Annotated in this window: 19 protein-coding genes; 8 read left to right on the top strand and 11 right to left on the bottom strand. The window is 70.6% G+C overall.

Annotated features, from left to right (window positions below; translation table 11 throughout):
• Positions 1 to 147: 147 nt before the first annotated feature.
• The 4 genes from AB0I83_RS06145 to AB0I83_RS06130 all read left to right on the top strand — a co-directional run bounded on the left by AB0I83_RS06145 (position 148) and on the right by AB0I83_RS06130 (position 5,617).
• Positions 148 to 1,392 (top strand): FAD-dependent oxidoreductase, encoded by a 1,245-nt coding sequence (locus tag AB0I83_RS06145; RefSeq protein ID WP_363303778.1) that lies wholly within the window; start codon positions 148 to 150, stop codon positions 1,390 to 1,392.
• Complete coding sequence (nirB, locus tag AB0I83_RS06140; protein ID WP_363303777.1) at positions 1,392 to 3,974, top strand: nitrite reductase large subunit NirB; 2,583 nt, start codon at positions 1,392 to 1,394, stop codon at positions 3,972 to 3,974. The genes AB0I83_RS06145 and nirB overlap by 1 nt, the downstream gene beginning before the upstream one ends.
• Positions 3,974 to 4,333: a nitrite reductase small subunit NirD gene (nirD, locus tag AB0I83_RS06135; protein WP_363303776.1), complete on the top strand. Its 360-nt coding sequence runs from the start codon at positions 3,974 to 3,976 to the stop codon at positions 4,331 to 4,333. Before nirB ends, nirD begins: the two co-directional genes overlap by 1 nt.
• A gap of 117 nt (positions 4,334 to 4,450) precedes the next feature.
• Positions 4,451 to 5,617 carry an alkaline phosphatase PhoX gene (locus tag AB0I83_RS06130; RefSeq protein WP_363303775.1) on the top strand — a complete coding sequence of 389 codons (1,167 nt, stop codon included), beginning with the start codon at positions 4,451 to 4,453 and terminating at the stop codon, positions 5,615 to 5,617.
• Positions 5,618 to 5,669: 52 nt separating this feature from the next.
• Here the strand turns inward: AB0I83_RS06130 and AB0I83_RS06125 are convergent, their stop codons facing one another.
• The 7 genes from AB0I83_RS06125 to AB0I83_RS06095 all read right to left on the bottom strand — a co-directional run bounded on the left by AB0I83_RS06125 (position 5,670) and on the right by AB0I83_RS06095 (position 14,453).
• Positions 5,670 to 6,086 carry a VOC family protein gene (locus AB0I83_RS06125; protein WP_356533423.1) on the bottom strand — a complete coding sequence of 139 codons (417 nt, stop codon included), beginning with the start codon at positions 6,084 to 6,086 and terminating at the stop codon, positions 5,670 to 5,672.
• A 137-nt stretch (positions 6,087 to 6,223) separates the two neighbouring features.
• A complete protein-coding gene (locus tag AB0I83_RS06120; RefSeq protein ID WP_363303774.1) occupies positions 6,224 to 7,237 on the bottom strand; it encodes a winged helix-turn-helix domain-containing protein in 1,014 nt (337 codons plus the stop codon).
• A gap of 478 nt (positions 7,238 to 7,715) precedes the next feature.
• Entirely contained in the window at positions 7,716 to 10,427 is a 2,712-nt protein-coding gene (gene ppdK, locus AB0I83_RS06115) for a pyruvate, phosphate dikinase (RefSeq protein ID WP_363303773.1), read from the bottom strand.
• A gap of 575 nt (positions 10,428 to 11,002) precedes the next feature.
• Positions 11,003 to 12,151, bottom strand: coding sequence for a tRNA dihydrouridine synthase DusB (gene dusB, locus AB0I83_RS06110; protein WP_356533417.1), 1,149 nt, complete (start codon positions 12,149 to 12,151; stop codon positions 11,003 to 11,005).
• A 225-nt stretch (positions 12,152 to 12,376) separates the two neighbouring features.
• On the bottom strand, positions 12,377 to 12,580 hold the full coding sequence (locus AB0I83_RS06105) for a DUF6243 family protein (protein ID WP_363303772.1): 204 nt from the start codon (positions 12,578 to 12,580) through the stop codon (positions 12,377 to 12,379).
• 193 nt (positions 12,581 to 12,773) lie between these two features.
• Complete coding sequence (locus tag AB0I83_RS06100) at positions 12,774 to 12,977, bottom strand: hypothetical protein (protein WP_356533413.1); 204 nt, start codon at positions 12,975 to 12,977, stop codon at positions 12,774 to 12,776.
• A gap of 93 nt (positions 12,978 to 13,070) precedes the next feature.
• Positions 13,071 to 14,453 (bottom strand): glycine--tRNA ligase, encoded by a 1,383-nt coding sequence (locus AB0I83_RS06095; RefSeq protein ID WP_356533411.1) that lies wholly within the window; start codon positions 14,451 to 14,453, stop codon positions 13,071 to 13,073.
• Positions 14,454 to 14,646: 193 nt separating this feature from the next.
• Between AB0I83_RS06095 and AB0I83_RS06090 the strand changes: the two genes are divergently transcribed.
• The 4 genes from AB0I83_RS06090 to AB0I83_RS06075 all read left to right on the top strand — a co-directional run bounded on the left by AB0I83_RS06090 (position 14,647) and on the right by AB0I83_RS06075 (position 17,847).
• Positions 14,647 to 15,627, top strand: coding sequence for a metal ABC transporter substrate-binding protein (locus AB0I83_RS06090; RefSeq protein ID WP_363303771.1), 981 nt, complete (start codon positions 14,647 to 14,649; stop codon positions 15,625 to 15,627).
• Positions 15,628 to 15,707: 80 nt separating this feature from the next.
• Positions 15,708 to 16,448, top strand: a complete 741-nt coding sequence (locus tag AB0I83_RS06085; RefSeq protein WP_356533576.1) for a metal ABC transporter ATP-binding protein — start codon at positions 15,708 to 15,710, stop codon at positions 16,446 to 16,448.
• The gene (locus AB0I83_RS06080) at positions 16,448 to 17,347 is read left to right on the top strand and encodes a metal ABC transporter permease (RefSeq protein WP_363303805.1); all 900 of its coding nucleotides are present in this window, start codon (positions 16,448 to 16,450) and stop codon (positions 17,345 to 17,347) included. The genes AB0I83_RS06085 and AB0I83_RS06080 overlap by 1 nt, the downstream gene beginning before the upstream one ends.
• A 65-nt stretch (positions 17,348 to 17,412) precedes the next feature.
• On the top strand, positions 17,413 to 17,847 hold the full coding sequence (locus AB0I83_RS06075) for a Fur family transcriptional regulator (RefSeq protein ID WP_356533407.1): 435 nt from the start codon (positions 17,413 to 17,415) through the stop codon (positions 17,845 to 17,847).
• A gap of 70 nt (positions 17,848 to 17,917) precedes the next feature.
• Here AB0I83_RS06075 and AB0I83_RS06070 read toward each other — a convergent pair whose 3' ends face one another.
• From AB0I83_RS06070 to leuA, 4 genes are all read right to left on the bottom strand, one after another.
• Positions 17,918 to 18,730 carry an isoprenyl transferase gene (locus AB0I83_RS06070; protein WP_363303770.1) on the bottom strand — a complete coding sequence of 271 codons (813 nt, stop codon included), beginning with the start codon at positions 18,728 to 18,730 and terminating at the stop codon, positions 17,918 to 17,920.
• A gap of 22 nt (positions 18,731 to 18,752) precedes the next feature.
• Entirely contained in the window at positions 18,753 to 19,499 is a 747-nt protein-coding gene (recO, locus tag AB0I83_RS06065) for a DNA repair protein RecO (protein ID WP_356533403.1), read from the bottom strand.
• Positions 19,500 to 19,601: 102 nt separating this feature from the next.
• Complete coding sequence (locus AB0I83_RS06060; protein WP_356533401.1) at positions 19,602 to 20,303, bottom strand: TerB family tellurite resistance protein; 702 nt, start codon at positions 20,301 to 20,303, stop codon at positions 19,602 to 19,604.
• Positions 20,304 to 20,505: 202 nt separating this feature from the next.
• Entirely contained in the window at positions 20,506 to 22,305 is a 1,800-nt protein-coding gene (gene leuA, locus AB0I83_RS06055) for a 2-isopropylmalate synthase (protein WP_363303769.1), read from the bottom strand.
• Positions 22,306 to 22,506: the final 201 nt, after the last annotated feature.

The raw sequence follows: 22,506 nt of genomic DNA, 5'->3' as shown, positions 1-22,506 counted from the left end.
TACGCGACTTTAGGCAGGCGGTACGTGCCCCGTCCAACCAGTCGGCCGCGCCCTCACAGGCGCCGTACGCCGGTGCTGAGCGCAAGGTTCCTCCCGGGAAACAGGAGGGATCCGGCCGGGTAACACCGGCCCCGCAGTCTCTGCGTCATGAGGACACGGAGCGGGAACGCGGCGCGGGTGGTGGTGATCGGCGCCGGGATGGCGGGCGCGCGGCTCGCCGCCCGGGTGCCGGGTGTCACGGTCGTCGGCGAGGAGGAGCACGCGCCCTACAACAGGGTGCTGTTGGCCGAGGTCCTCGCCGGCCGGTACGAACCGGACGTGATCGCGCTGCCGCCCGCGGAGGTGCGGCGCGGGGTGCGGGCCGTGCGGATCGACCGGGCGGACCGCGAGGTCCTGTGCGACGACGGCGGCGTCATCGGCTACGAGCGGCTGGTGCTGGCCACCGGCTCCAACCCGGTGCTGCCTCCGCTGCGGGGTCTCGGCCGGACCATGCCGGACGGGGTGCATCCCTTCCGGACCCTCGACGACTGCCTGGCCCTGCGGGCGGCGGTACGTCCCGGCACGCGTGCCGTCGTCATCGGCGGCGGGCTCCTCGGGGTGTCGGCCGCCCGCGCGCTGGCCGAGTGCGGCGCCCAGGTGGTGCTGGCCCAGCAGGGCGAGCACCTCATGGAGCGGCAGCTGGACGCCGAGGCGGCCGGGCTGCTGCGGCACCACCTGGAGGCGCTCGGCGTCGAGGTGCACACCGAGTGCCGGGTGCGCGGGCTGCGCTGCACGGGCGGTGCCGTCCCGGCGGTGCGGGCCGTGGAGATGGCCGACGGCTACGAGCTGGAGGCCCAGGCCACGGTGCTGGCCTGCGGGGTCCGCCCCAGGACGGGCCTGGCGCGGGCCGCCGGACTCGATGTCCGCGAGGGCGTGGTCGTGGACGACGAGCTGCGCACCTCGGACCCGTACATCCACGCCGTCGGCGACTGCGCCGAGCACGACGGGACGGTGTACGGGCTGGCGGGTGCGGCACTCGAACAGGCCGACGTGCTGGCCGAGGTCCTGGCCGGGCGGCCCGCGCGCTACGGGGGCACCCGGGCACTGACCCGCCTCACCCTGCGCTCCCCTTCGGCCTCCCCCGTCGTCGCGGGTGCGTCCGGAGCCGGCGGTCTCGACCTGGCGGCCTTCGGCGACTCCCGCCCGTTGCCGGGCGACGACGTGGTCCGGCTGGCCGACGCCACGCGGGGCGCGTACCGCACGGTCGTCGTCCGGGGCGACCGGCTCGCGGGCGGGGTGCTGTTCGGCGATCTCGCCGCGGTCGGCACCCTCGCCCGGACCTGGCAGGACGACGAGCCACTCCCCGCCGACATGTCCCTGCTCCACCTGCTCACCAACGACGGAGGCTTCTGATGCCGGTGTCCACTCCCCCGACCGGCCCCACCCCGGGCGTGCCGACGATCGTGGTCGTCGGGCACGGCATGGTCGGGCAGCGGTTCCTGGAAGCGCTCGCCGACCGCGGCCTGACCGCCGGCGCCGGCACGGCCCGCGTCGTGGTGCTCTGCGAGGAGCCCCGTCCCGCGTACGACCGGGTGCGGTTGACCTCGTACTTCTCCGGCAGGTCGGCGGAGGACCTCTCCCTCGTCGAGCCGGGCTTCATGTCCGGGCACGGCATCGAACTGTTCGTCGGCGACCCGGCGGAGAGCATCGACCGGGAGGCGCACACCGTCACCGCGCGCTCCGGGCGGCGCTTCACCTACGACACCCTGGTGCTGGCCACCGGCTCGTACCCCTTCGTGCCGCCGGTTCCCGGCAAGGACGCCGAGGGCTGCTTCGTCTACCGCACCATCGAGGACCTGCTCGCGATCGAGGAGTACGCGAAGGGCGCGCGGACCGGCGCCGTGGTCGGCGGCGGGCTGCTGGGCCTGGAGGCCGCGGGCGCGCTGAAGGGCCTCGGACTCACCACGCACGTCGTGGAGTTCGCGCCCCGGCTGATGCCGGTCCAGGTCGACGAGGGCGGCGGCGCGGCCCTGCTGCGCACCATCGAGGACATGGGCCTCTCCGTCCGCACGGGCGTCGGCACCCAGGAGGTCACCGCGGGCCGGGACGGCCGGGTGAACGGCATGGCGCTCTCGGACGGCTCCTCGCTCACCACCGACCTCGTCGTCTTCTCCGCCGGTGTACGCCCCCGGGACCAGCTGGCCCGCGACTGCGGTCTGGCGGTCGGTCCGCGCGGCGGCGTCGTCGTGGACGAGGAGTGCCGGACCTCCGACAGCGACGTGTTCGCGATAGGCGAGTGCGCGCTGGCCTCGGACGGCCGGGTGTACGGCCTGGTGGCGCCGGGTTACGAGATGGCACTGACGGTCGCCGAGGTGATCGCGGGCCGCACGGCCGCCTTCACGGGCGCCGACCTGTCGACGAAGCTGAAGCTGCTCGGTGTGGACGTGGCCTCCTTCGGTGACGCGCACGGCGCGGCCGAGGGCAGTCTCGACGTGGTCTACTCCGACTCCCGCTCGGGCGTGTACAAGAAGCTGGTGATCGGCCGGGACCGCACGCTGCTCGGCGGGATCCTGGTCGGGGACGCCGACCAGTACGGGACCCTGCGGCCGATGACCGGCACGGTGCTGCCGGTCGCCCCGGAGCAGCTGGTGCTGCCGACCGGCGCGGGCGGTCCGGTCGCGCTCGGCCCGTCGTCCCTGCCCGACGAGGCCGTGGTCTGCTCCTGCCACAACGTGACCAAGGGTGCGATCTGCGAGCACACCACGCTGCCCGAGGTGAAGAAGTGCACCAAGGCAGGTACGGGCTGCGGCAGTTGCGTCAAGGTCATCGGGCAGTTGCTTCCGCAGCCGGAGGACCAGGGGCTGTGCGGCTGCTTCGAGTACTCCCGCAGCGAGCTGTACGAGATCGTCCGCACCCTCGGCGTCACGTCGTACGCCGAGCTGCTCGACTCGCACGGCCGTGCGGAGGCGCGCGGCGGTGACGGCTGCGAGGTCTGCAAGCCGACGGTCGGCTCGGTCATCGCCTCGCTGGCCCCGACGGTCGGCGCGAGCGGCTACGTCCTGGACGGCGAGCAGGCCGCCCTTCAGGACACCAACGACCACTTCCTGGCCAATCTCCAGCGCAACGGCTCCTACTCGGTCGTGCCGCGCATCCCGGGCGGTGAGATCACCCCGGAGAAACTGATCGTGATCGGCGAGGTGGCCCGGGACTTCGGCCTCTACACGAAGATCACCGGAGGTCAGCGCATCGACCTGTTCGGCGCCCGCGTGGACCAGCTGCCGCTGATCTGGACCCGCCTGGTGGACGCGGGCTTCGAGTCCGGGCACGCCTACGGCAAGTCGCTGCGGACGGTGAAGTCCTGCGTGGGGCGGACCTGGTGCCGCTACGGGGTGCAGGACTCGGTGCGGATGGCGATCGACCTGGAGCTGCGCTACCGCGGTCTGCGGTCCCCGCACAAGCTGAAGTCCGCGGTCTCGGGCTGCGCCCGCGAGTGCGCGGAGGCCCGCGGCAAGGACTTCGGGATCATCGCCACCGCCCAGGGCTGGAACCTCTACGTCGGCGGGAACGGCGGCGCGACCCCGCGCCACGCCGACCTGCTCGCCCAGGACCTGTCCGACGCCGAACTGGTCCGCCTCATCGACCGGTTCCTGATGTTCTACATCCGTACCGCGGACCGCCTGGAACGCACCTCGACCTGGCTGGACCGGATCGAGGGCGGCCTGGACCACGTACGGGACGTCGTCGTCCACGACTCGCTGGGGCTGTGCGACGAGCTGGAGCGGCTGATGGCCGACCACGTCGCCGAATACCGCGACGAGTGGGCCGAGACCATCGACGACCCGGAGCGGCTGCGGCGCTTCGTCACCTTCGTCAACGCCCCCGACGCGCCCGACCCCTCGGTCAGGTTCGTCCCGGAGCGCGACCAGGTCAAGCCCGACCTGGACATACTCGCGGGCCCGGTGCTCGCCGTCCGTACCCTCGAAGGGACCTCCTGATGACGACCACCACGACGGCGACGGCGCGGGACACCCGGACGATCCGGCTCGCGCACGGGGACGGCTGGCTGACGGTCTGCGACCGATCGCTGCTGACCCCGGGGCGCGGAGTGGCCGCGCTCCTCCCGGACGGCAGGCAGGTCGCCCTCTTCGTGGACCGGGCGGGGCGGGCGTACGCGATCGGCAACCGCGACCCGTTCACCGGTGCGTACGTCCTCTCCCGCGGCCTGCTCGGTTCGGCGCAGGGGCGGCCGTTCGTCGCGTCGCCCCTGCTGAAGCAGCGCTTCGACCTGGAGACGGGCGCGTGCCTGGACGACGACGAGGTGTCCGTGCCGGTCTTCCCGGTCCGCGCGGACTGACTCCACCCCGTTCACGAGACGTTGGAGCCACGTCCACCACACGCCCCTACTGTGCTGACGTTCGACCCGCCGGACCAACCGGACCGGCGGGCCAGCACGTCACCCCGTGGAGTGATCGTGGAACGTCGGACCTTCTTGCGCACAGCGGTGATCGGCTCGTCGGCCGCCGCCTTCGGCGGCACCCTCTGGAGGAGTGCCGCCATCGCCGCCCCCGCCCAGCCTGCCGCCGGGCCCTACGGAGCGCTGCGGGCCGCGAACGCCGACGGCGTCCTGCTGCCGAGCGGCTTCACCAGCCGGATCGTCGCGCGTTCGGGGCAGGCCGTCCCCGGCACCTCGTACACCTGGCACAGCGCGCCCGACGGCGGTGCCACCTTCACCGACGGGAGCGGCTGGATCTACGTCTCCAACGCCGAGGTGTCGTCGGGCAGCGGCGGCGGGGCGAGCGCCCTGCGCTTCGACGCCTCGGGGACCGTCACCTCGGCGTACCGCGTCCTGTCGGGCACGAACAACAACTGCGCCGGCGGCCGGACCCCGTGGAACACCTGGCTCTCCTGCGAGGAGGTCACCCGCGGACTCGTCCACGAGACGGACCCCTGGGGCGTGAACGCCGCCGTGCCGCGTCCGGCGCTCGGCCGCTTCAAGCACGAGGCGGCGGCGGCCGACCCCGACCACGGATACGTCTACCTGACCGAGGACGAGACGGACGGCCGCTTCTACCGCTTCCGGCCCGCCACCTGGGGCGACCTCGCGTCCGGCACGTTGCAGGTCCTGGTCGCGGGCACCGGGACCTCGGGCCCGGTGACCTGGACGACGGTCCCCGACCCGGACGGCTCCCCCACGCAGACCCGCTACCAGGTCACGGGCGCCAAGGTGTTCAACGGCGGCGAGGGCTGCTTCTACGCGGCCGGGACCTGCTGGTTCACCACCAAGGGCGACAACCGGGTGTGGGCGTACGACGCGAACGCCTCGTCCCTCTCGCTCGCCTACGACGACTCGCTGGTCACGGGCGGCGGCGCCCCGCTCACCGGCGTGGACAACGTCACCCGGTCCGCCTCGGGCGACCTGTACGTCGCCGAGGACGGCGGGAACATGGAGATCTGCCTGATCACACCCGCCGACACGGTCGCGCCCTTCCTGCGGATCAGCGGCCAGTCGGGGTCGGAGATCACGGGCCCCGCGTTCTCCCCCGACGGGAAGCGGCTCTACTTCTCCTCGCAGCGCGGGACGAGTGGCAGCTCCTCGGGCGGCATCACCTACGAGGTCACGGGGCCGTTCCGCACCTGACGGGTCCGTGCGGTGGCCGGGGAGTCGCCGCCCCGGCCACCGTGCGCGGGTGTCAGGCCTGTCCGCCGACCGCGGCCGGGTCCATCCACACGACCTCCCAGATGTGGTGGTCGGGGTCCTGGAACGAACGGCCGTACATGAAGCCCTCGTCCATGGTGTCGTTGGCCGGGGAACCGCCCGAGGCGAGGGCGGCGTCGGCCATCTCGTCGACCTTGGCACGGCTCTCGGCGCTCAGGGCGATGAGCACCTCGGTCGTCGCCGACGCGTCGGCGATCTCCTTCTTGGTGAAGTCCTTGAAGCGCGGCTCACTGATGAGCATGGCGAAGATCGTGTCGCTGATGACGAGACAGGCCGTCGTGTCGTCGCTGAACTGGGGGTTGAAGCCGAAGCCGAGCTTGGAGAAGAAGTTCTTCGACGTCTCCAGGTCCTTGATCGGCAGGTTGACGAAGATCATCTGAGGCTGCGGCATGTCGATCCACTCTTCCGTCCGGCACTCTGCGGTGCTCCCGCGCGCTCCGTACGAGCGCTTACGAGAGGTAGACGGCGGGGCGCCCCGAAACTCATCGCTCCCGGCGGTGGCGTTCCGGGGCTGCGCCGCCGTGGGGGTCAGGACAGGGCGAGCGGGGCCCCGCCCCTGAGCAGCGCGGCGCCCAGCGGGGTGAGCGTGTGCAGGACCGAGCTGCCGTGGCGCAGGGTCCGCACGAGGCCCGCCTCCCGCAGCACGCAGGCGTGCTGGCTGGCCGAGGCCAGTGACACCCCGGTCCTGCGGGCCAGCTCGCTGGTCGTACAGCCGTTGTCTATGGCGCGCAGGACCGCGGAGCGGGTGTGGCCCACGAGCCGGCCGAGCCAGGGGCCGGGTTCGGCGAAGGCCGGGGCGCGGGGGTGGGTGACCGGGTAGACGAGGACGGGCGGCAGGAGCGGGTCCCGGTAGACGACGGGAGTGCCCCGGCAGAAGTACGAGGGCTGCAGGAGCAGGCCCCGCCCGTCCAGGTGCAGTTCCCGGTCGACGGGGTAGTCCGCCTCCAGCAGCGGGGCGCGCCAACGGATCATCGGGGGCAGGGTGGCCAGCAGCTCGTCCGCCCCGCCGTCCAGCAGCGCGCGACCGCGCAGGGCCCGGTCCGCCTCGACGCTCGCCCTGATGTGGGGCCAGTAGGGCTCGACCGCGGCGCGGTGGTAGGCGCGCAGCGTCGATATGAGGCGGCCCAGCGGCTCCGTACGCCCCTCGGCGAGCACCTCCGGCCGGACGGTGCCGGTGGAGCCGCCCGACGGCCATCTCGCGAGGGGTGCGTTTTCGGCCAACAGTGCGATCTCCCCGTGGATCCGGTCCGCCGGGGTGTCGCGCAGCGCCTCCATTCCCGTGTCGAATCCGAATGGCTCGGCACCTTCCTGCGAAGGCGTCAGGAAGTCGGGGAAATAGCCGCGGGGCGGAACGATCGCGGACAGCAGACGTGCTTCACCATTCAACCGGGTCCTGGATTCCTTCCGCCATTCCCCGAACACCGTGGAACCCCGCCGGTCCCTCAGCCTGTGAAAACTGAGAACGGTTTCCCACATCGCGTCCGGCCTGGCGGCCATACGCACACGCGAAAGGTCCTCCCCGGACACATGGATACGCAGCACCGAACCCCCACCTGTTGCACGCGCAATTGCCCCCGTCGAAGGGTATACACAGCGTCACGGGTGGTCACCACGGGGTTTCGGCCACAGTTGAAACGTCTCGCCCGTATCCGCTCCAGCCGAAAGGCTGTACGACGTCGGGTACGCATCCGACGTCACCGAATGAGCGGGTGGAGGCCGTGGGGGGCTTTGCCTGTTCGGCGGCGGTGAGCGACGGTGCGGCTCCGTGCCCGGCAGCGGTAAGCGGGTGCGGCCCAGGGGTGGGGATCCCTGGGCCGCACCCGGCGCACGCGCCCTCGATTTGCGCACCGAACGGTGAAAAGAAACAACTTTGAACGGTTCGCCATTCAATTGACGAAGCGGCGGCACCCCCGCACAGGGTGCCGCCGCTTCCCGGTAATCCGGCTCCGCCGTCGGACCGATGAGGGTCCGTGTGATCCGTCGTCGGCGCCGGAGTCGTGGCGATCGTTCTCCGCGGCACTCAGCGGCTGTCGCTGCCCCTGGATTCGGCGGCGGCCCGGCCGGCTTCGAGCCGGGCCACCGGAATGCGGAAGGGCGAGCACGATACGTAGTCCAGGCCGGCCTCGTGGAAGAAGTGCACCGACTCCGGGTCTCCGCCGTGCTCACCGCAGATGCCGAGCTTGAGGTCCGGACGGGTGGCCCGGCCGGCCTCGACCGCACTGCGGACGAGGGCGCCGACACCGTCCTTGTCGATCGTCTCGAACGGCGACACCCCGAAGATGCCCTTCTCCAGGTACGCGGTGAAGAACGAGGCCTCCACGTCGTCGCGGGAGAAGCCCCACACCGTCTGCGTGAGGTCGTTCGTGCCGAAGGAGAAGAACTGCGCCGCCTCGGCGATCTGGCCGGCGGTCAGCGCGGCGCGGGGCAGCTCGATCATCGTGCCGATGATCAGGTTCAGCTCGGTACCGGTGGCCGCCTCGACCTCCGCGATGACCCGGTCGGCCTCCTCGCGGACGATCTCCAGCTCCTGGACGGCGCCGACGAGCGGAATCATGATCTCGGGGCGCGGGTCGCCCTTGGCGTTCTTGCGCTCCGCCGCCGCCTCCGCGATCGCCCGTACCTGCATCGCGAACAGGCCGGGGATGACCAGGCCGAGACGGACTCCTCGCAGCCCGAGCATCGGATTCTGCTCGTGGAGCTTGTGCACGGCCTGCAACAGGCGCAGGTCGTTCTCGTTGGCGTCCTTGCGGGACTCGGCGAGCGCCACCCGTACGGAGAGCTCGGTGATGTCGGGCAGGAACTCGTGCAGCGGCGGGTCGAGGAGCCGCACGGTGACGGGCAGCCCGTCCATCGACTCGAACAGCTCGGTGAAGTCGGCCTTCTGGAGCGGCAGGAGCGCTGCCAGCGCGGCCTCGCGCTCGTCGTCGGTGTCCGCGAGGATCAGCTTCTCGACCATCTCGCGGCGCTCGCCGAGGAACATGTGCTCGGTTCGGCACAGGCCGATGCCCTGGGCACCGAAGCGACGGGCGCGCGAGGCGTCCTCGGCGTTGTCCGCGTTCGCCCGCACCCGCAGACGGCGTACCCGGTCGGCGTACGCCATGATCCGGTGCACGGCGCCGACCAGTTCGTCGGCCTCGTCGGCCCCGGCGTGCATCCGGCCCTCGAAGTACTCGACGACCGGGGACGGCACCACGGGGACCTCACCGAGGTAGACCTTGCCGGTCGAGCCGTCGACGGAGACGAGGTCGCCCTCCTCGACGACCGTGTCCCCGACCGTGAGCCGACGGCGCTTGGTGTCGACCTCGATCTCCTCGGCGCCGCAGACACAGGTCTTGCCCATGCCCCGGGCGACGACGGCGGCGTGCGAGGTCTTGCCGCCCCGTGAGGTCAGGATGCCCTCGGCGGCGATCATGCCGTCGAGGTCGTCGGGGTTGGTCTCCCGGCGGATGAGGATGACCTTCTCGCCGGACCGCGACCACTTGACGGCGGTGTACGAGTCGAAGACCGCCTTGCCCACGGCCGCGCCGGGCGACGCCGCGATGCCCCGGCCGAGCAGCACACTGGCGGCACCGTGGTCGAAGCGCGGGAACATCAGCTGCGCGAGCTGGGCGCCGTTGACCCGCTGGAGCGCCTCGGCCTCGTCGATGAGGCCCTGGTCGACGAGCTGGGTGGCGATACGGAAGGCGGCACCCGCGGTGCGCTTGCCCACACGGGTCTGGAGCATCCAGAGCTGACCGCGCTCGATGGTGAACTCGATGTCGCAGAGATCCTTGTAGTGGGTCTCCAGCGTCTCCATGATCTTCATCAGCTGGTCGTACGACGCCTTGTCGATCGACTCCAGCTCGGCGAGCGGCACCGTGTTGCGGATACCGGCGACGACGTCCTCGCCCTGCGCGTTCTGCAGGTAGTCGCCGTAGACGCCCTGGTGGCCGCTGGCCGGGTCACGGGTGAAGGCGACGCCCGTACCGGAGTCGGGGCCGAGGTTCCCGAAGACCATCGAACAGATGTTGACGGCCGTGCCGAGATCGCCCGGGATGCGTTCCTGGCGGCGGTAGAGCTTGGCCCGGTCGGTGTTCCACGAGTCGAAGACCGCCTTTATGGCCAGGTCCATCTGCTCCCGGGGGTCCTGCGGGAAGTCCCGCCCGGCGTCCCGGGTGACGATCTCCTTGAACCGCTTGACGAGCTCCTTCAGGTCGGCCGCGTCCAGGTCCACGTCGACCGTGACGCCCTTGGCCTCCTTCGCGGCCTCCAGCGCCTCCTCGAAGAGGTCTCCGTCGACCCCGAGCACGGTCTTGCCGAACATCTGGATGAGGCGGCGGTAGGAGTCCCAGGCGAAGCGCTCGTCGCCGGCCTGCGCGGTGAGGCCGACCACGGAGGCGTCCGAGAGGCCGATGTTGAGGACCGTGTCCATCATTCCGGGCATCGAGAACTTGGCGCCGGAGCGGACGGAGACCAGCAGCGGGTCGTCGGCCTGGCCGAGGGTCTTGCCCATCCGCTCCTCGAGCGCGACGAGGTGTGCACCGACCTCGTCGCGGAGCGCCGCCGGCTCGTCACCGCTGTCGAGGTAGACCTTGCAGGCCTCGGTGGTGATCGTGAAGCCGGGAGGGACGGGGAGCCCGAGATTGGTCATCTCGGCGAGGTTGGCACCCTTGCCACCCAGAAGGTCCTTCAGATCCTTGTTGCCCTCGGTGAAGTCGTAGACGAACTTCTGGGGATCTTTGTTTTCCGACACGGGTCTCGACTCCTCGAGGACGCGGTGGCTGCCCTGACGGCGAGGAACATACCCAGATCGAAGGTGCCTGGGTACGGCCACTTGCGCGTCACCAGGTCTCAACCACCCGTCCGCCAGCAGATCGAAAGTGACGCACCGGTGTGACAAGGCGAGACCGCGCGTTCGCCTCTTGAACGAACAAATACCGAGAGTGTGCGATTCAACCCTTTTCAGCTACACGGAGTGCCGGATGATTTGATCGATCAAAGTAAAGTCGCCTGGCACCCAGTGCCACCATTTGAGAAGTACAGCATAGGAAAGACCGCTCATCTGAGCCCGTGAGGCCTCAGAGGTGGCGAGAATCACGCCGTCACGTCCGCTCAGATGCCACCATCCGGACGCCTCCACCGCGAGTGACAGTCACCCTGACGTCAAACGTTGCTCACCCGGGGTGACAATCGACCTCCGGAAGGCGGCACGAGTGCGCGCCTGTCGTCGATTCCCGGCCGAACTCGCCCGGATCACGCGAAACGAGCCCGCTCAATTGAGCGGGCTCGTTTCGGGGCACTCGGTGCCGCCGCCGGGCAGGCCGGCGCTCAGCCGCCCGAGGTGTCCAGCTCCGCGTCGGCGCTCACGCCCGCGCAGTCGTACGGGTCCTTGAGCCAGCCGTCCGGCAGCGCCACCCGATTGTTGCCGGAGGTGCGCCCGCGGGGACCGTCCGCGTCCGCCGGCCACGGCTGGTCCAGGTCGAGCCGCTGGAGCTGCCCGCCCAGTTCCTCGATCGACGAGGTGACCGCCAGGCTCCTGCGCATCTCCGAACCGACCGCGAAGCCCTTGAGGTACCAGGCCACGTGCTTGCGGAAGTCGATCACGCCGCGGCTCTCGTCGCCGATCCACTCCCCCAGCAGCGTCGCGTGGCGCAGCATGACGTCGGCGACCTCGCGCAGGGTGGGCGCCTGCCTCGTCGCCGTACCTTCGAAGGCGCTGACCAGGTCGCCGAAGAGCCAGGGCCGCCCAAGGCAGCCGCGGCCCACGACCACGCCGTCGCAGCCCGTCTCCCGCATCATCCGCAGCGCGTCGTCGGCACACCAGATGTCGCCGTTGCCGAGGACGGGGATCTCCGGGACGTGCTCCTTCAGGCGCGCGATGGCATCCCAGTCGGCCGTACCGCCGTAGTGCTGGGCGGTGGTCCTGCCGTGCAGGGCGACGGCGGTCACTCCCTCCTCGACGGCGATGCGGCCCGCGTCGAGGTAGGTGGTGTGGTCGTCGTCGATGCCCTTGCGCATCTTGATGGTGACCGGGAGCTCGCCCGCCTGCCCCACGGCCTCCCGGAGGATCGCGCGCAGCAGGGGCCGCTTGTACGGGAGCGCGGAGCCGCCGCCTTTGCGGGTGACCTTGGGGACCGGGCAGCCGAAGTTCAGGTCGATGTGGTCGGCGAGGTCCTCGTCGACGATCATCCGGACCGCCTTGCCGACGGTGACCGGGTCCACTCCGTAGAGCTGGATGGAGCGCGGGGTCTCGCTCGCGTCGAAGTGGATGAGCTGCATGGTCTTCTCGTTGCGCTCGACCAGCGCCCGCGTGGTGATCATCTCGCTGACGAACAGCCCCTTGCCGCCGGAGAACTCACGGCACAGGGTGCGGAAGGGCGCGTTGGTGATGCCGGCCATGGGGGCCAGCACGACCGGCGGCCGCACGGTGTGCGGGCCGATCCGGAGCAGCGGGAGGGCGGGAGCGAGCGTGGTCATGGCCCCATTGTCCCGCACGCGGACGACGTCGCGGATACGGGCCCGTCGGGCTGTCGGGCTGTCGGGCTGTCGGGCTGTCGGGCTGTCGGGCTGTCGGGCTGTCGGGCTGTCGGGCTGTCGGGCCGGAGGATGTCCCCGTGTTCCCTGCCGGGCGCCGCACGACGGCCACGGGCCCGGATCACCGAGGTGGTCCGGGCCCGCGGTCCTACGGGTGGCGCGGGACGGTCAGCTGTCGGCCTGCGCGTCCTGCGCCGGGGCGGCGTCGGCCGCCGCGGCACGCTCACGCATCTTGCGCACCAGCTCCTGCTTCTTGTCCTCGGCGACCTTGCGGTCGCCGTCGCGCGCGGGACCGGCGCCCTGCTGTTCGGCGCGGGACAGCTTCTTGCGCTGTCCGCCCACACCGAGGAGGTTGTTGCGGCTCTTGGCCACGGAGTTCTCCCGTTCGTGGTGAGAAGTGGGGTCCGAGGTGATCGGAGACCCCGGGGATCGGTTCACTGGGCGACGGGCGGTCGGCCCGTCGCGCGCTCACTCGTAGATCTGGAAGAACGAGGACATGCCGAAAAAGGTACCCCGGTACGGACACATCGCTCACCCGGTTTTCCGCCGGGCCCCCGGGGGCGGTTCAGGCCGCCGGGTCGACCGTCGCCTGGTGGGCCCCGGTCAGATGCTCCTCGGCCTTCAGCCAGGGCAGGAACTGCGTCCCCTTGCGCCATCCGCAGGTGTCGCAGGTCAGCTGCCGCTGCATCCCCGACTTCCTTACGTGTACGACGTGTTCACGGCCGTGCTGGTCCCATCTGCTGACCTTGCTCGTGGTCATGGACGGCATCCTGGCCTCCCTGTGGACGGGTGCGCCCAGTGTGCACGAAGCCCCCGGTTCCGTACGCCGGAACCGGGGGCTTCGTTACGAGGTCGACCGCTCTCAGCAGCCCAGCAGACGGGAGCCGAGGTAGCTCTGGATCTGGTCCAGGGAGACGCGCTCCTGCTTCATGGTGTCGCGCTCGCGCACCGTCACCGCGTTGTCGTCGAGGGTGTCGAAGTCGACGGTCACGCAGAACGGCGTACCGATCTCGTCCTGACGGCGGTAGCGGCGGCCGATGGCACCGGCGTCGTCGAACTCGATGTTCCAGTTCTGCCGCAGGTCGGTGGCGAGGCCCTTGGCCTTCGGCGACAGCTGCGGGTTGCGGGACAGCGGCAGGACGGCGACCTTGACCGGCGCCAGGCGCGGGTCGAGACGCATCACGGCGCGCTTCTCCATGACGCCCTTGGCGTTGGGCGCCTCGTCCTCGCTGTAGGCGTCCAGGAGGAAGGCCAGCATCGAGCGGCCGACACCGGCCGCGGGCTCGATGACGTACGGCGTGTAGCGCTCACCCTTCTCCTGGTCGAAGTAGGAGAGGTCGGTGCCGGACGCCTTGGAGTGGGCGTTGAGGTCGTAGTCGGTGCGGTTCGCGACGCCCTCGAGCTCGCCCCACTCGCTACCGCCGAAGCGGAAGCGGTACTCGATGTCGGCGGTGCGCTTGGAGTAGTGGGAGAGCTTCTCCTTCGGGTGCTCGAACCACCGCATGTTCTCCTCGCGCAGGCCGAGGCCGGTGTACCAGTTCCAGCGCTGCTCCATCCAGTACTCCTGCCACTGCTCGTCCTCGCCCGGCTTGACGAAGAACTCCATCTCCATCTGCTCGAACTCGCGGGTGCGGAAGATGAAGTTGCCCGGAGTGATCTCGTTCCGGAAGGACTTGCCCATCTGCGCGATACCGAACGGCGGCTTCTTGCGCGAGGTCTGCTGCACCTGGCCGAAGTTGGTGAAGATGCCCTGGGCGGTCTCGGGACGCAGGTAGGCGACGGAGCCGGTGTCCTGGGTCGGGCCGAGGTGGGTGGAGAGGAGGCCCGAGAACGCCTTGGGCTCGGTGAAGGTGCCCTTGTTCCCGCAGTTGGGGCAGTTGAGGTCGGCGAGGCCGTTCACGGGCGGCTTGCCGTGCTTCTCCTCGTACGCCTCTTCCAGGTGGTCCGCGCGGTAGCGCTTGTGGCAGGAGGTGCACTCGGTGAGCGGGTCGGAGAACGTCGCGACGTGTCCGGAGGCGACCCAGACGTCGGGGGCCAGGATGACCGACGAGTCGAGACCGACCACGTCCTCGCGCGCGGTGACCATGTAGCGCCACCACTGACGCTTGAGGTTCTCCTTCAGCTCGACGCCCAGCGGCCCGTAGTCCCAGGCGGCCCGCTGGCCGCCGTAGATCTCACTGCAGGGATAGACGAAGCCACGGCGCTTGCTCAGGCTGACGATGGTGTCGATCTTGTCGGCGGCCACGGTGCTCTCTTCATTACGACAACGGAACTGGACAGGGGCGGCGCGAAGCGCCGGGCGGGCGAATGGCCCAGATTACCGGCGGGCGCACCCCCCGGATCAAATCGGTGCGGCGCATAGCGGTCCCGGGGCGGCGATCCGGGCATCTCATCAGCCTTGTTGACAATCGTTTCCACTTTTGTTGAAAATGACTGTCATGAACGTACGCCGCCTCATACCCACAGCCGCAGTCGCCGGAGCAGTAGCCCTCGGCCTCACCGCGCTCTCCGCCTGTTCCTCCTCCGACGCGGCCGAAGGAGGAGGCGGCGGCAGACTGGACGTGGTGGCGTCCTTCTACCCGATGCAGTTCCTCGCCGAGGAGATCGGCGGATCGCACGTCTCCGTCACCACGTTGACGAAGCCCGGCGTCGAGCCGCACGACCTGGAGCTCTCCCCCCGGCAGATCGGCGGACTGAGCGACGCCGACTACATCCTGTTCCTCAAGGGCGTCCAGCCCGCGGTGGACGACGCCGTCGCCCAGGCCGGCGTGAAGGACACCGTGGACGCGGCGGAGCTGACCACGCTCGAGAGCCACGGCTCCGAGGTCGACGGCCACGACCACGGCCACGAGGAGGGCGAGGAGCACGAGGGCGAGGAGCACAGCCACGAGGAGGCGGGGCTCGACCCGCACATCTGGCTGGACCCGGTGAAGTACGCGGAGGTCGCCGAGGGCGTGGGCGCGTCCCTGGAGAAGGCTGACCCCGACAACGCCTCCGACTACCGCAAGAACACGGACACCCTGGTCGCCGAACTGAACGAGCTGGACACGGCGTACAAGACCGGGCTGAAGGACTCCGCGACCAGGACGTTCATCACCACGCACTCCGCCTTCGGGTACCTCGCCGAGCGCTACGGCCTCACGCAGGAGGGGATCGCCGGCCTCGACCCCGAGACCGAGCCCAGCCCCGCCCGGATCAGCGAGATCCACGACGCCGCCGAGAAGAGCAAGGCGACCACCGTGTTCTTCGAGACGCTCGCCAGCGACAAGACCGCCAGGACCCTGGCGAAGGACCTCGGCCTGAGGACCGGCGTCCTGGATCCGCTGGAGGGAATCACGGACAAGTCCGCGGGCGCTGACTACATCGAGGTCATGAAGTCCAACCTGGCCGCGCTGCAGAAGGCACTCGGCGCGAAGTGACCCCCGAAGTACCCGAACCAGCCGCAGCAGCACCGGAGGCGATCGTGCCCGAGCCCAGTACGCCCGAACCCGTGATCAGGATGTCCGGAGCCACGGCGACGCTCGGCGCGCGCCCGGTGCTGCGCGGTGTCGACCTCACCGTCCACCGCGGTGAGGTCGTGGCACTGCTGGGTGCCAACGGATCCGGCAAGTCCACCGCCGTACGCTCCGTCATCGGCCAGGTCCCGCTCACCGGCGGTTCCGTGGAGCTGTTCGGCACGCCGCTGCGCCGCTTCCGGCAGTGGGCCCGCGTCGGCTACGTGCCGCAGCGCACCACGGCGGCCGGCGGCGTCCCCGCCACCATCCGCGAGGTCGTCGCGTCCGGGCGGCTGTCGCGGACGAAGCTCGGGCTGCCGGGCAGGGCGGACCGGGCGGCCGTGGACCGGGCCATCGAGCTCGTCGGCCTCGCCGACCGGGCCAAGGACTCCGTGGACGCCCTCTCCGGCGGCCAGCACCAGCGGGTCCTGATCGCCCGCGCGCTCGCCTCCGAGCCGGAGGTGCTGATCATGGACGAGCCGATGGCCGGCGTCGACCTGGCCAGCCAGGAGATACTCGCCACCACGCTGCGCGAGCAGGTCGCAGGCGGGGCCACGGTGCTGCTCGTCCTGCACGAGCTCGGCGCCCTGGAGCCGCTGATCGACCGTGCGATCGTCCTGCGCGACGGCTGCGTCACGCACGACGGGCCGCCCCCCGAGGCGATGGGCCAGCACGCCCTGCCCGGCCACGACCACGTACACCCCCACGCGGCCTCCGAGCCCGTCCGGACGGGACTGCTGAGCTGATCATGCTGGAATTCCTGAACCCTCCCTTCATGCAGCGGGCCCTGCTCGCGGCCGTCCTGGTCGGCGTCACCGCACCCGCCATCGGCATCTACCTCGTCCAGCGCCGCCAAGCCCTGATGGGCGACGGCATCGGGCACGTGGCCATGACCGGTGTCGGCCTCGGCTTCCTGCTCTCCACCAACCCCGTCTGGATGGCGACGCTCGTCGCGGTGGCCGGCTCGGTCGTGATGGAGCTGATCCGCTGGTACGGGCGCACCCGCGGCGACATCGCCCTGGCCATGCTGTTCTACGGCGGCATGGCGGGCGGAGTGATGCTGATCAACCTCTCGGACACCGGCTCGAACGCCAACCTGACGTCGTTCCTCTTCGGCTCCCTGTCGACGGTCTCCGAGGAGGACGTCACGGCGATCGTCGTACTGGCCGCCTTCGTGGTGCTGGTCACCGTGGGACTGCGGCGGCAGTTGTTCGCCGTCAGCCAGGACGAGGAGTTCGCCAGGGTCACCGGACTGCCGGTACGGGTGCTCAACCTGCTGGTCGCGGTCACCGCCGCGGTCACCGTCACCGTGGCGATGCGGGTCGTCGGCCTGCTGCTGGTCAGCGCCCTGATGGTGGTGCCGGTCGCCGCCGCGCAGCAGATCGCGAAGTCCTTCAAGGTGACGTTCGTGCTGGCCGTCGTCATCGGCACGGCCGTCACGCTGGCCGGCACCGTGACCTCGTACTACCAGGACGTACCGCCCGGGGCGACGATCGTACTGCTGGCCATCGCCGCGTTCGTGCTGCTCACCGCGCTCGCCACGCCGCTGGCGCACAGGCGTGCGCGGGGACGCGAGGCGGAGGCCGCCCGGTGCACCCTTGAGGTACCGGCGGCCCGGCCGGCCGGGGACGACACACGGGTGTGACCGTGGCGCCGGGGCGGGCTGGCACAATGGCCCGACGTACGTACGGGCGACACGAGGAGGCAGCTGTGGCGACGGCGCCGATCAGTGGCACGAACGCGGCTCCGGTACGCGGCCGGTCCACCCGGCAGCGCGCGGCGGTCGCGGCGGCGCTCGACGAGGTCGACGAGTTCCGCAGCGCCCAGGACCTGCACGACGTGCTGAAGCACAGGGGCGACTCGGTCGGGCTGACCACGGTCTACCGCACGCTCCAGTCCCTCGCCGACGCGGGTGAGGTCGACGTCCTGCGCACCACGGACGGCGAGGCCGTCTACCGGCGCTGCTCGACGGGCGACCACCACCACCATCTGGTGTGCCGCGTCTGCGGGAAGGCCGTCGAGGTCGAGGGCCCGGCGGTGGAGCAGTGGGCCGAGACGATCGCCTCGCAGCACGGCTACGTGAACGTGGCGCACACGGTGGAGATCTTCGGGACCTGCGCGGACTGCGCGAGCGCCGGGAACTGACCCGGCGGGGCCCGGGACGACCGGCTCCGGAAGGGGGCCCCGGTGTCCGGGGCCCCCTTCCGCGCCTTCCTCAGCCCTCGGTGATCTCCTCGGCACCGCCGAACCGCCGGTCGCGCCGGGCGAACTCCAGGCAGGCGCGCCACAGGTCGCGGCGGTCGAAGTCCGGCCACAGGACGTCCTGGAAGACCATCTCGGCGTACGCGCTCTGCCAGATCAGGTAGTTGGACGTGCGCTGCTCGCCACTGGGGCGCACGAAGAGGTCCACGTCCGGCATGTCCGGGTAGTAGGTGTACTTCGCGAACGTCTTCTCGTTGACCTTCGAGGGGTCGAGCTTCCCGGCGGCGACGTCCCGGGCGATGCGCTGCGCCGCGTCGGCGATCTCGGCCCGTCCCCCGTAGTTGACGCAGAAGTACAGCGTCATCCTGTCGTTGTCCTTGGTCTGCTCCTGGGCGACCTGGAGCTCCTGGACGACGGACTTCCACAGCTTCGGCATGCGGCCGACCCAGCGGATGCGGATGCCGAGCTCGTCCATCTCGTCACGGCGGCGGCGGATGACGTCCCGGTTGAAGTCCATCAGGAACTTCACCTCGTCCGGCGAGCGCTTCCAGTTCTCCGTGGAGAAGGCGTACAGCGAGAGGTTCTTGACGCCCATCTCGATGCAGCCCTTGAGGACGTCCATCACGACGCCCTCGCCGACCTTGTGGCCCTCGGTGCGCGGGAGGCCCCGCTCCTTGGCCCAGCGGCCGTTCCCGTCCATCACGACGGCGACGTGCCTGGGCACGAGATCGCCGGGGATCTTCGGCGGGGTGGCGCCGGAGGGGTGCGGCTCGGGGGTCTTGTGGTCACGCCGGTTACGGCCGCCGAGCATCCCGCGTACTGCCATGTGCTTCTCTCGTCTCCCTGTGTCACTTCTCCACGTACCGCAGCGAGCGCAGACCGCGCTCAAGATGCCAGTGCAGGTAGGCGGACACGAGCCCGCTTCCCTCCCTGACATGACGCGCCTCGCACGCGTCCGCCGTCTCCCAGTCACCGGTGAGCAACGCGCTCAGCAGTGCGACGGCCTCCGCCGAGGGTACGACGCTGCCGGGTACCCGGCAGTCGGCGCATATGACGCCGCCCGCCGCGACGGAGAAGAACCGGTTCGGTCCGGGCATTCCGCACTTGGCGCAGCCGTCGAAGCTCGGGGCGTAGCCGTTGACCGCGAGGGAGCGCAGCAGGAACGCGTCGAGGATGAGGTTCGGCGCGTGCTCGCCGCGGGCGAGGGTCCGCAGCCCGCCGACGAGCAGCAGGTACTGCTGGACCGCGGGCTCGCCCTCGTGGTCGGTGAACCGCTCGGCGGTCTCCAGCATCGCGGTGCCGGCGGTGTACCGGCCGTAGTCGGAGACGATGCCGCCGCCGTACGGGGCGATCGTCTCGCTCTGGGTGCACAGCGGGAGGCCCCGGCCGACGAGTTCGCCGCCGCGCGCGAAGAACTGCACGTCCACGTGGGAGAAGGGTTCGAGCCGCGCCCCGAACTTGGACTTGGTGCGGCGCACCCCGCGGGCCACGGCACGCACCCGGCCGTGGCCGCGGGTCAGGATCGTGATGATCCGGTCGGCCTCGCCCAGCTTCTGCGTGCGCAGCACGACGCCGTCGTCCCGGAACAAGCTCATGCGCCCATTGTCGCCCACGGGAGCACCGGCCGGGGAAGGGGTTCCGAGCGAGGGCGGGCGCCTGCCGGTGGCACGCGCCCTCGCCAGGGCCCTCAGGGGCCCCTAGGAGGGCGTACGAGCGGCTGCCGCCAGCAGGGCGGCCGTGTCGGCGGGGCAGAGCCTCAGGGCGCTGCCCACCGTGGTCAGCACCTCGCGCTCCGCCTTGCAGTAGGGCCCGTCGGCGAGCGCGATCCTGGCCCCTTGCAGCAGGACCGCCTCACGGCCCGGCGTGGCCAGGTGCGGCGCGAGGGGCTTCAGTACCTCGTGGAGTTCGATGGCGAGGGCCGCCCCGCACGCCTCGGCCGCCGGATCGGCGCCGCCGGCCCCGGTCTCGGCCGCGAGCACCTCGACGATGGTGAAGAGCTGTTCCTGGGTGCAGTCGTCGAGTCCCGCGTCACGGACGGTGGCCACGGCGGCGTCCAGGACCGTGCGGGAGGTGGTGCCGCCCGCGGCGAGCACGGCGAGGGTGATCGTGTGCACGGCCTCCCGCAGCATGGCGGAGAAGCGGGTGGTGGTGGGGTGGTCGAGGGCGTCGGTCCCGAAGTGCGTCCGGCAGGCGGCGCATTCGACGACGGGTCCCGCACTGCCGCGGGCCAGCACCGGCAAGCCGAGAAGGGTCAGGCGGTGGCGGCCGGTGAGCCGCCGGTAGTTGCGGTCTCCCCCGCAGCCCGGGCAGAAGAACTCGCCGTCGCCGACGGCTTCCCAGACGGTACGGGTGCCGTAGACGCGCAGGCCTACGGCGCGTCGTCCTTTGACTGTCCGCACGTCGCGCACCTCCGTAACACCGCGGCAACATTGCCGCGTTGGACGTGATGTTAGCCACATGCGTGATGTGGCGTCAGTATCCCGGAGGTCACAACACCGGGAGATGGCCGAACCCCGCCCGCCCTCGGTGGGCGGACGGGGCTCTCGGACCGGAGGATTCGGCGGCGTACGGGATGTTCGTCCGGGACGGCGCGCGGTGGTGTCAGCGGGTCGCGCGGTTGACCGCGGAGACGACCGCCTTCAGCGAGGCACGCGTGGTGTTGGCGTCGATCCCGATGCCCCACAGCACCTTGCCGTCGATCGCGCACTCGATGTAGGAGGCCGCCTGGGAGCTCGCGCCCTCGCTCATCGTGTGCTCGGTGTAGTCCAGCAGGCGGGCGTCGATGCCGATGGCCTGCAGCGCTTCGAAGAACGCGGAGATCGGTCCGTTGCCCGTGCCGGTCAGCACCGTGTCCGTGCCGTCGACCGTGGCCTCGACGGTGATGCTGTCCTGGCCGTCGGAGCCGGTCGTCGTCTGGCCGGACCGGATCTGCACGCGCCCCCAGGCGTTCTCGGGGCTGGGCAGGTACTCGTCCCTGAAGGTCGACCAGATCTGGGTCGGCGTGACCTCGCCGCCCTCGGCATCGGTCTTGGCCTGAATGATCCGGGAGAACTCGATCTGCATCCGGCGCGGCAGGTCCAGCTTGTGGTCGTTCTGCAGGACGTAGGCGATGCCGCCCTTGCCGGACTGCGAGTTGACGCGGATGACGGCCTCGTAGGAGCGGCCGACGTCCTTCGGGTCGATCGGCAGGTACGGCACGGCCCACTCGAGGTCGTCGACGGTGACGCCCTCGCCCCGGGCGGCCGCGTCGGCCTCCATGGCGTCGAAGCCCTTCTTGATGGCGTCCTGGTGGGAGCCGGAGAAGGCCGTGTAGACGAGGTCGCCGGCGTAGGGGTGGCGCGGGTGGATCTCCATCTGGTTGCAGTACTCGCTGGTGCGGCGGATCTCGTCGATCTGCGAGAAGTCGATCTGCGGGTCGACACCCTGCGAGAAGAGGTTCATGCCCAGGGTCACCAGGTCGACGTTGCCGGTGCGCTCGCCCTGGCCGAACAGGCAGCCCTCGATGCGGTCGGCGCCCGCCATGATCGCCAGCTCGGCGGCGGCGACCGCCGTACCGCGGTCGTTGTGCGGGTGGACGGACAGGCAGACGTACGGGCGGCGGGTCAGGTTGCGCGACATCCACTCGAAGCGGTCCGCGTGGGTGGACGGCGTCGAACGCTCCACCGTGGCGGGCAGGTTGAGGATGATCTCGCGGCCCTCCTCCGGCTGCCAGACGTCGCAGACGGCCTCGCAGACCTCCAGGGCGAAGTCCAGCTCGGTGTCGGTGAAGATCTCCGGGCTGTACTGGTAGCCGAAGACCGTCTCGTCGCCCAGGATCTTGTCCGCGTACTCCATGACCAGGCGGGTGCCGTCCACGGCGATCTGCTTGACCTCCTCCTTCGTGCCGCGGAAGACCACACGGCGGAAGGTGGGGGCGGTGGCGTTGTACAGGTGGACGGTGGCGCGCCGCGCACCGACCAGTGATTCGACGGTCCGCTCGATCAGTTCCTCGCGGGCCTGCGTCAGGACGGAGATCGTCACGTCCTCGGGGATCGCGCCCTCTTCGATGATGGAGCGTACGAACGCGAAGTCCGTCTCGCCGGAGGACGGGAAGCCGACCTCGATCTCCTTGTAGCCCATGCGTACGAGCAGGTCGAACATCTCGCGCTTACGGGCCGGCGACATCGGGTCGATCAGTGCCTGGTTGCCGTCACGCAGGTCGGTGGACAGCCAGCGCGGGGCCCGCGTGATGCGGTTGTCCGGCCAGGTGCGGTCGGAGATGTCCACGGCCTCGTAGCCCCGGTACTTGTGCACCGGCATCCCGGAGGGCTTCTGCAGCTGCTTCGCGTTGGTCACCGGGGTGGGGCCACCGACGGGGGTGGGGGCGGCGTCGGTGTGCACGGGGGGGTTCACTGCGGTCATGGCGTACGGCTCCTCTGAGGTCCAGCAGGGGCGGCCGACTGTGTCGCTGCAACAGCGAACTCCGCGGGGAGGGAGCCGGCCTACGACTACAGGCCCTCGCCGCGGCAGCTAAGAAGGAGCAGCCCGAAACGCATGATGCGGCAACACTAACCGAGGGGCGCCCGATACGTCGGTCCGTATCAGTATGCGGGATCGGGGCCT

This window comes from Streptomyces sp. NPDC049970 (assembly GCF_040660235.1).
In the GTDB taxonomy this organism is placed as follows: domain Bacteria; phylum Actinomycetota; class Actinomycetes; order Streptomycetales; family Streptomycetaceae; genus Streptomyces.
The sequence above is the reverse complement of the archived record's forward strand: the minus strand, read 5'-3'. Positions and strand labels throughout refer to the sequence as shown.

Bases quoted from the DNA above. Each gene is read 5' to 3' on its own strand.
- AB0I83_RS06145 (WP_363303778.1), top strand. From the start codon at position 148: ATGAGGACACGGAGCGGGAACGCGGCGCGGGTGGTGGTGATCGGCGCC.
- nirB (WP_363303777.1), top strand. From the start codon at position 1,392: ATGCCGGTGTCCACTCCCCCGACCGGCCCCACCCCGGGCGTGCCGACG.
- nirD (WP_363303776.1), top strand. From the start codon at position 3,974: ATGACGACCACCACGACGGCGACGGCGCGGGACACCCGGACGATCCGG.
- AB0I83_RS06125 (WP_356533423.1), bottom strand. From the start codon at position 6,086: ATGCCGCAGCCTCAGATGATCTTCGTCAACCTGCCGATCAAGGACCTG.
- dusB (WP_356533417.1), bottom strand. From the start codon at position 12,151: ATGACCACGCTCGCTCCCGCCCTCCCGCTGCTCCGGATCGGCCCGCAC.
- AB0I83_RS06100 (WP_356533413.1), bottom strand. From the start codon at position 12,977: ATGCCGTCCATGACCACGAGCAAGGTCAGCAGATGGGACCAGCACGGC.
- AB0I83_RS06090 (WP_363303771.1), top strand. From the start codon at position 14,647: ATGAACGTACGCCGCCTCATACCCACAGCCGCAGTCGCCGGAGCAGTA.
- AB0I83_RS06085 (WP_356533576.1), top strand. From the start codon at position 15,708: ATGTCCGGAGCCACGGCGACGCTCGGCGCGCGCCCGGTGCTGCGCGGT.
- AB0I83_RS06070 (WP_363303770.1), bottom strand. From the start codon at position 18,730: ATGGCAGTACGCGGGATGCTCGGCGGCCGTAACCGGCGTGACCACAAG.
- recO (WP_356533403.1), bottom strand. From the start codon at position 19,499: ATGAGCTTGTTCCGGGACGACGGCGTCGTGCTGCGCACGCAGAAGCTG.
- leuA (WP_363303769.1), bottom strand. From the start codon at position 22,305: ATGACCGCAGTGAACCCCCCCGTGCACACCGACGCCGCCCCCACCCCC.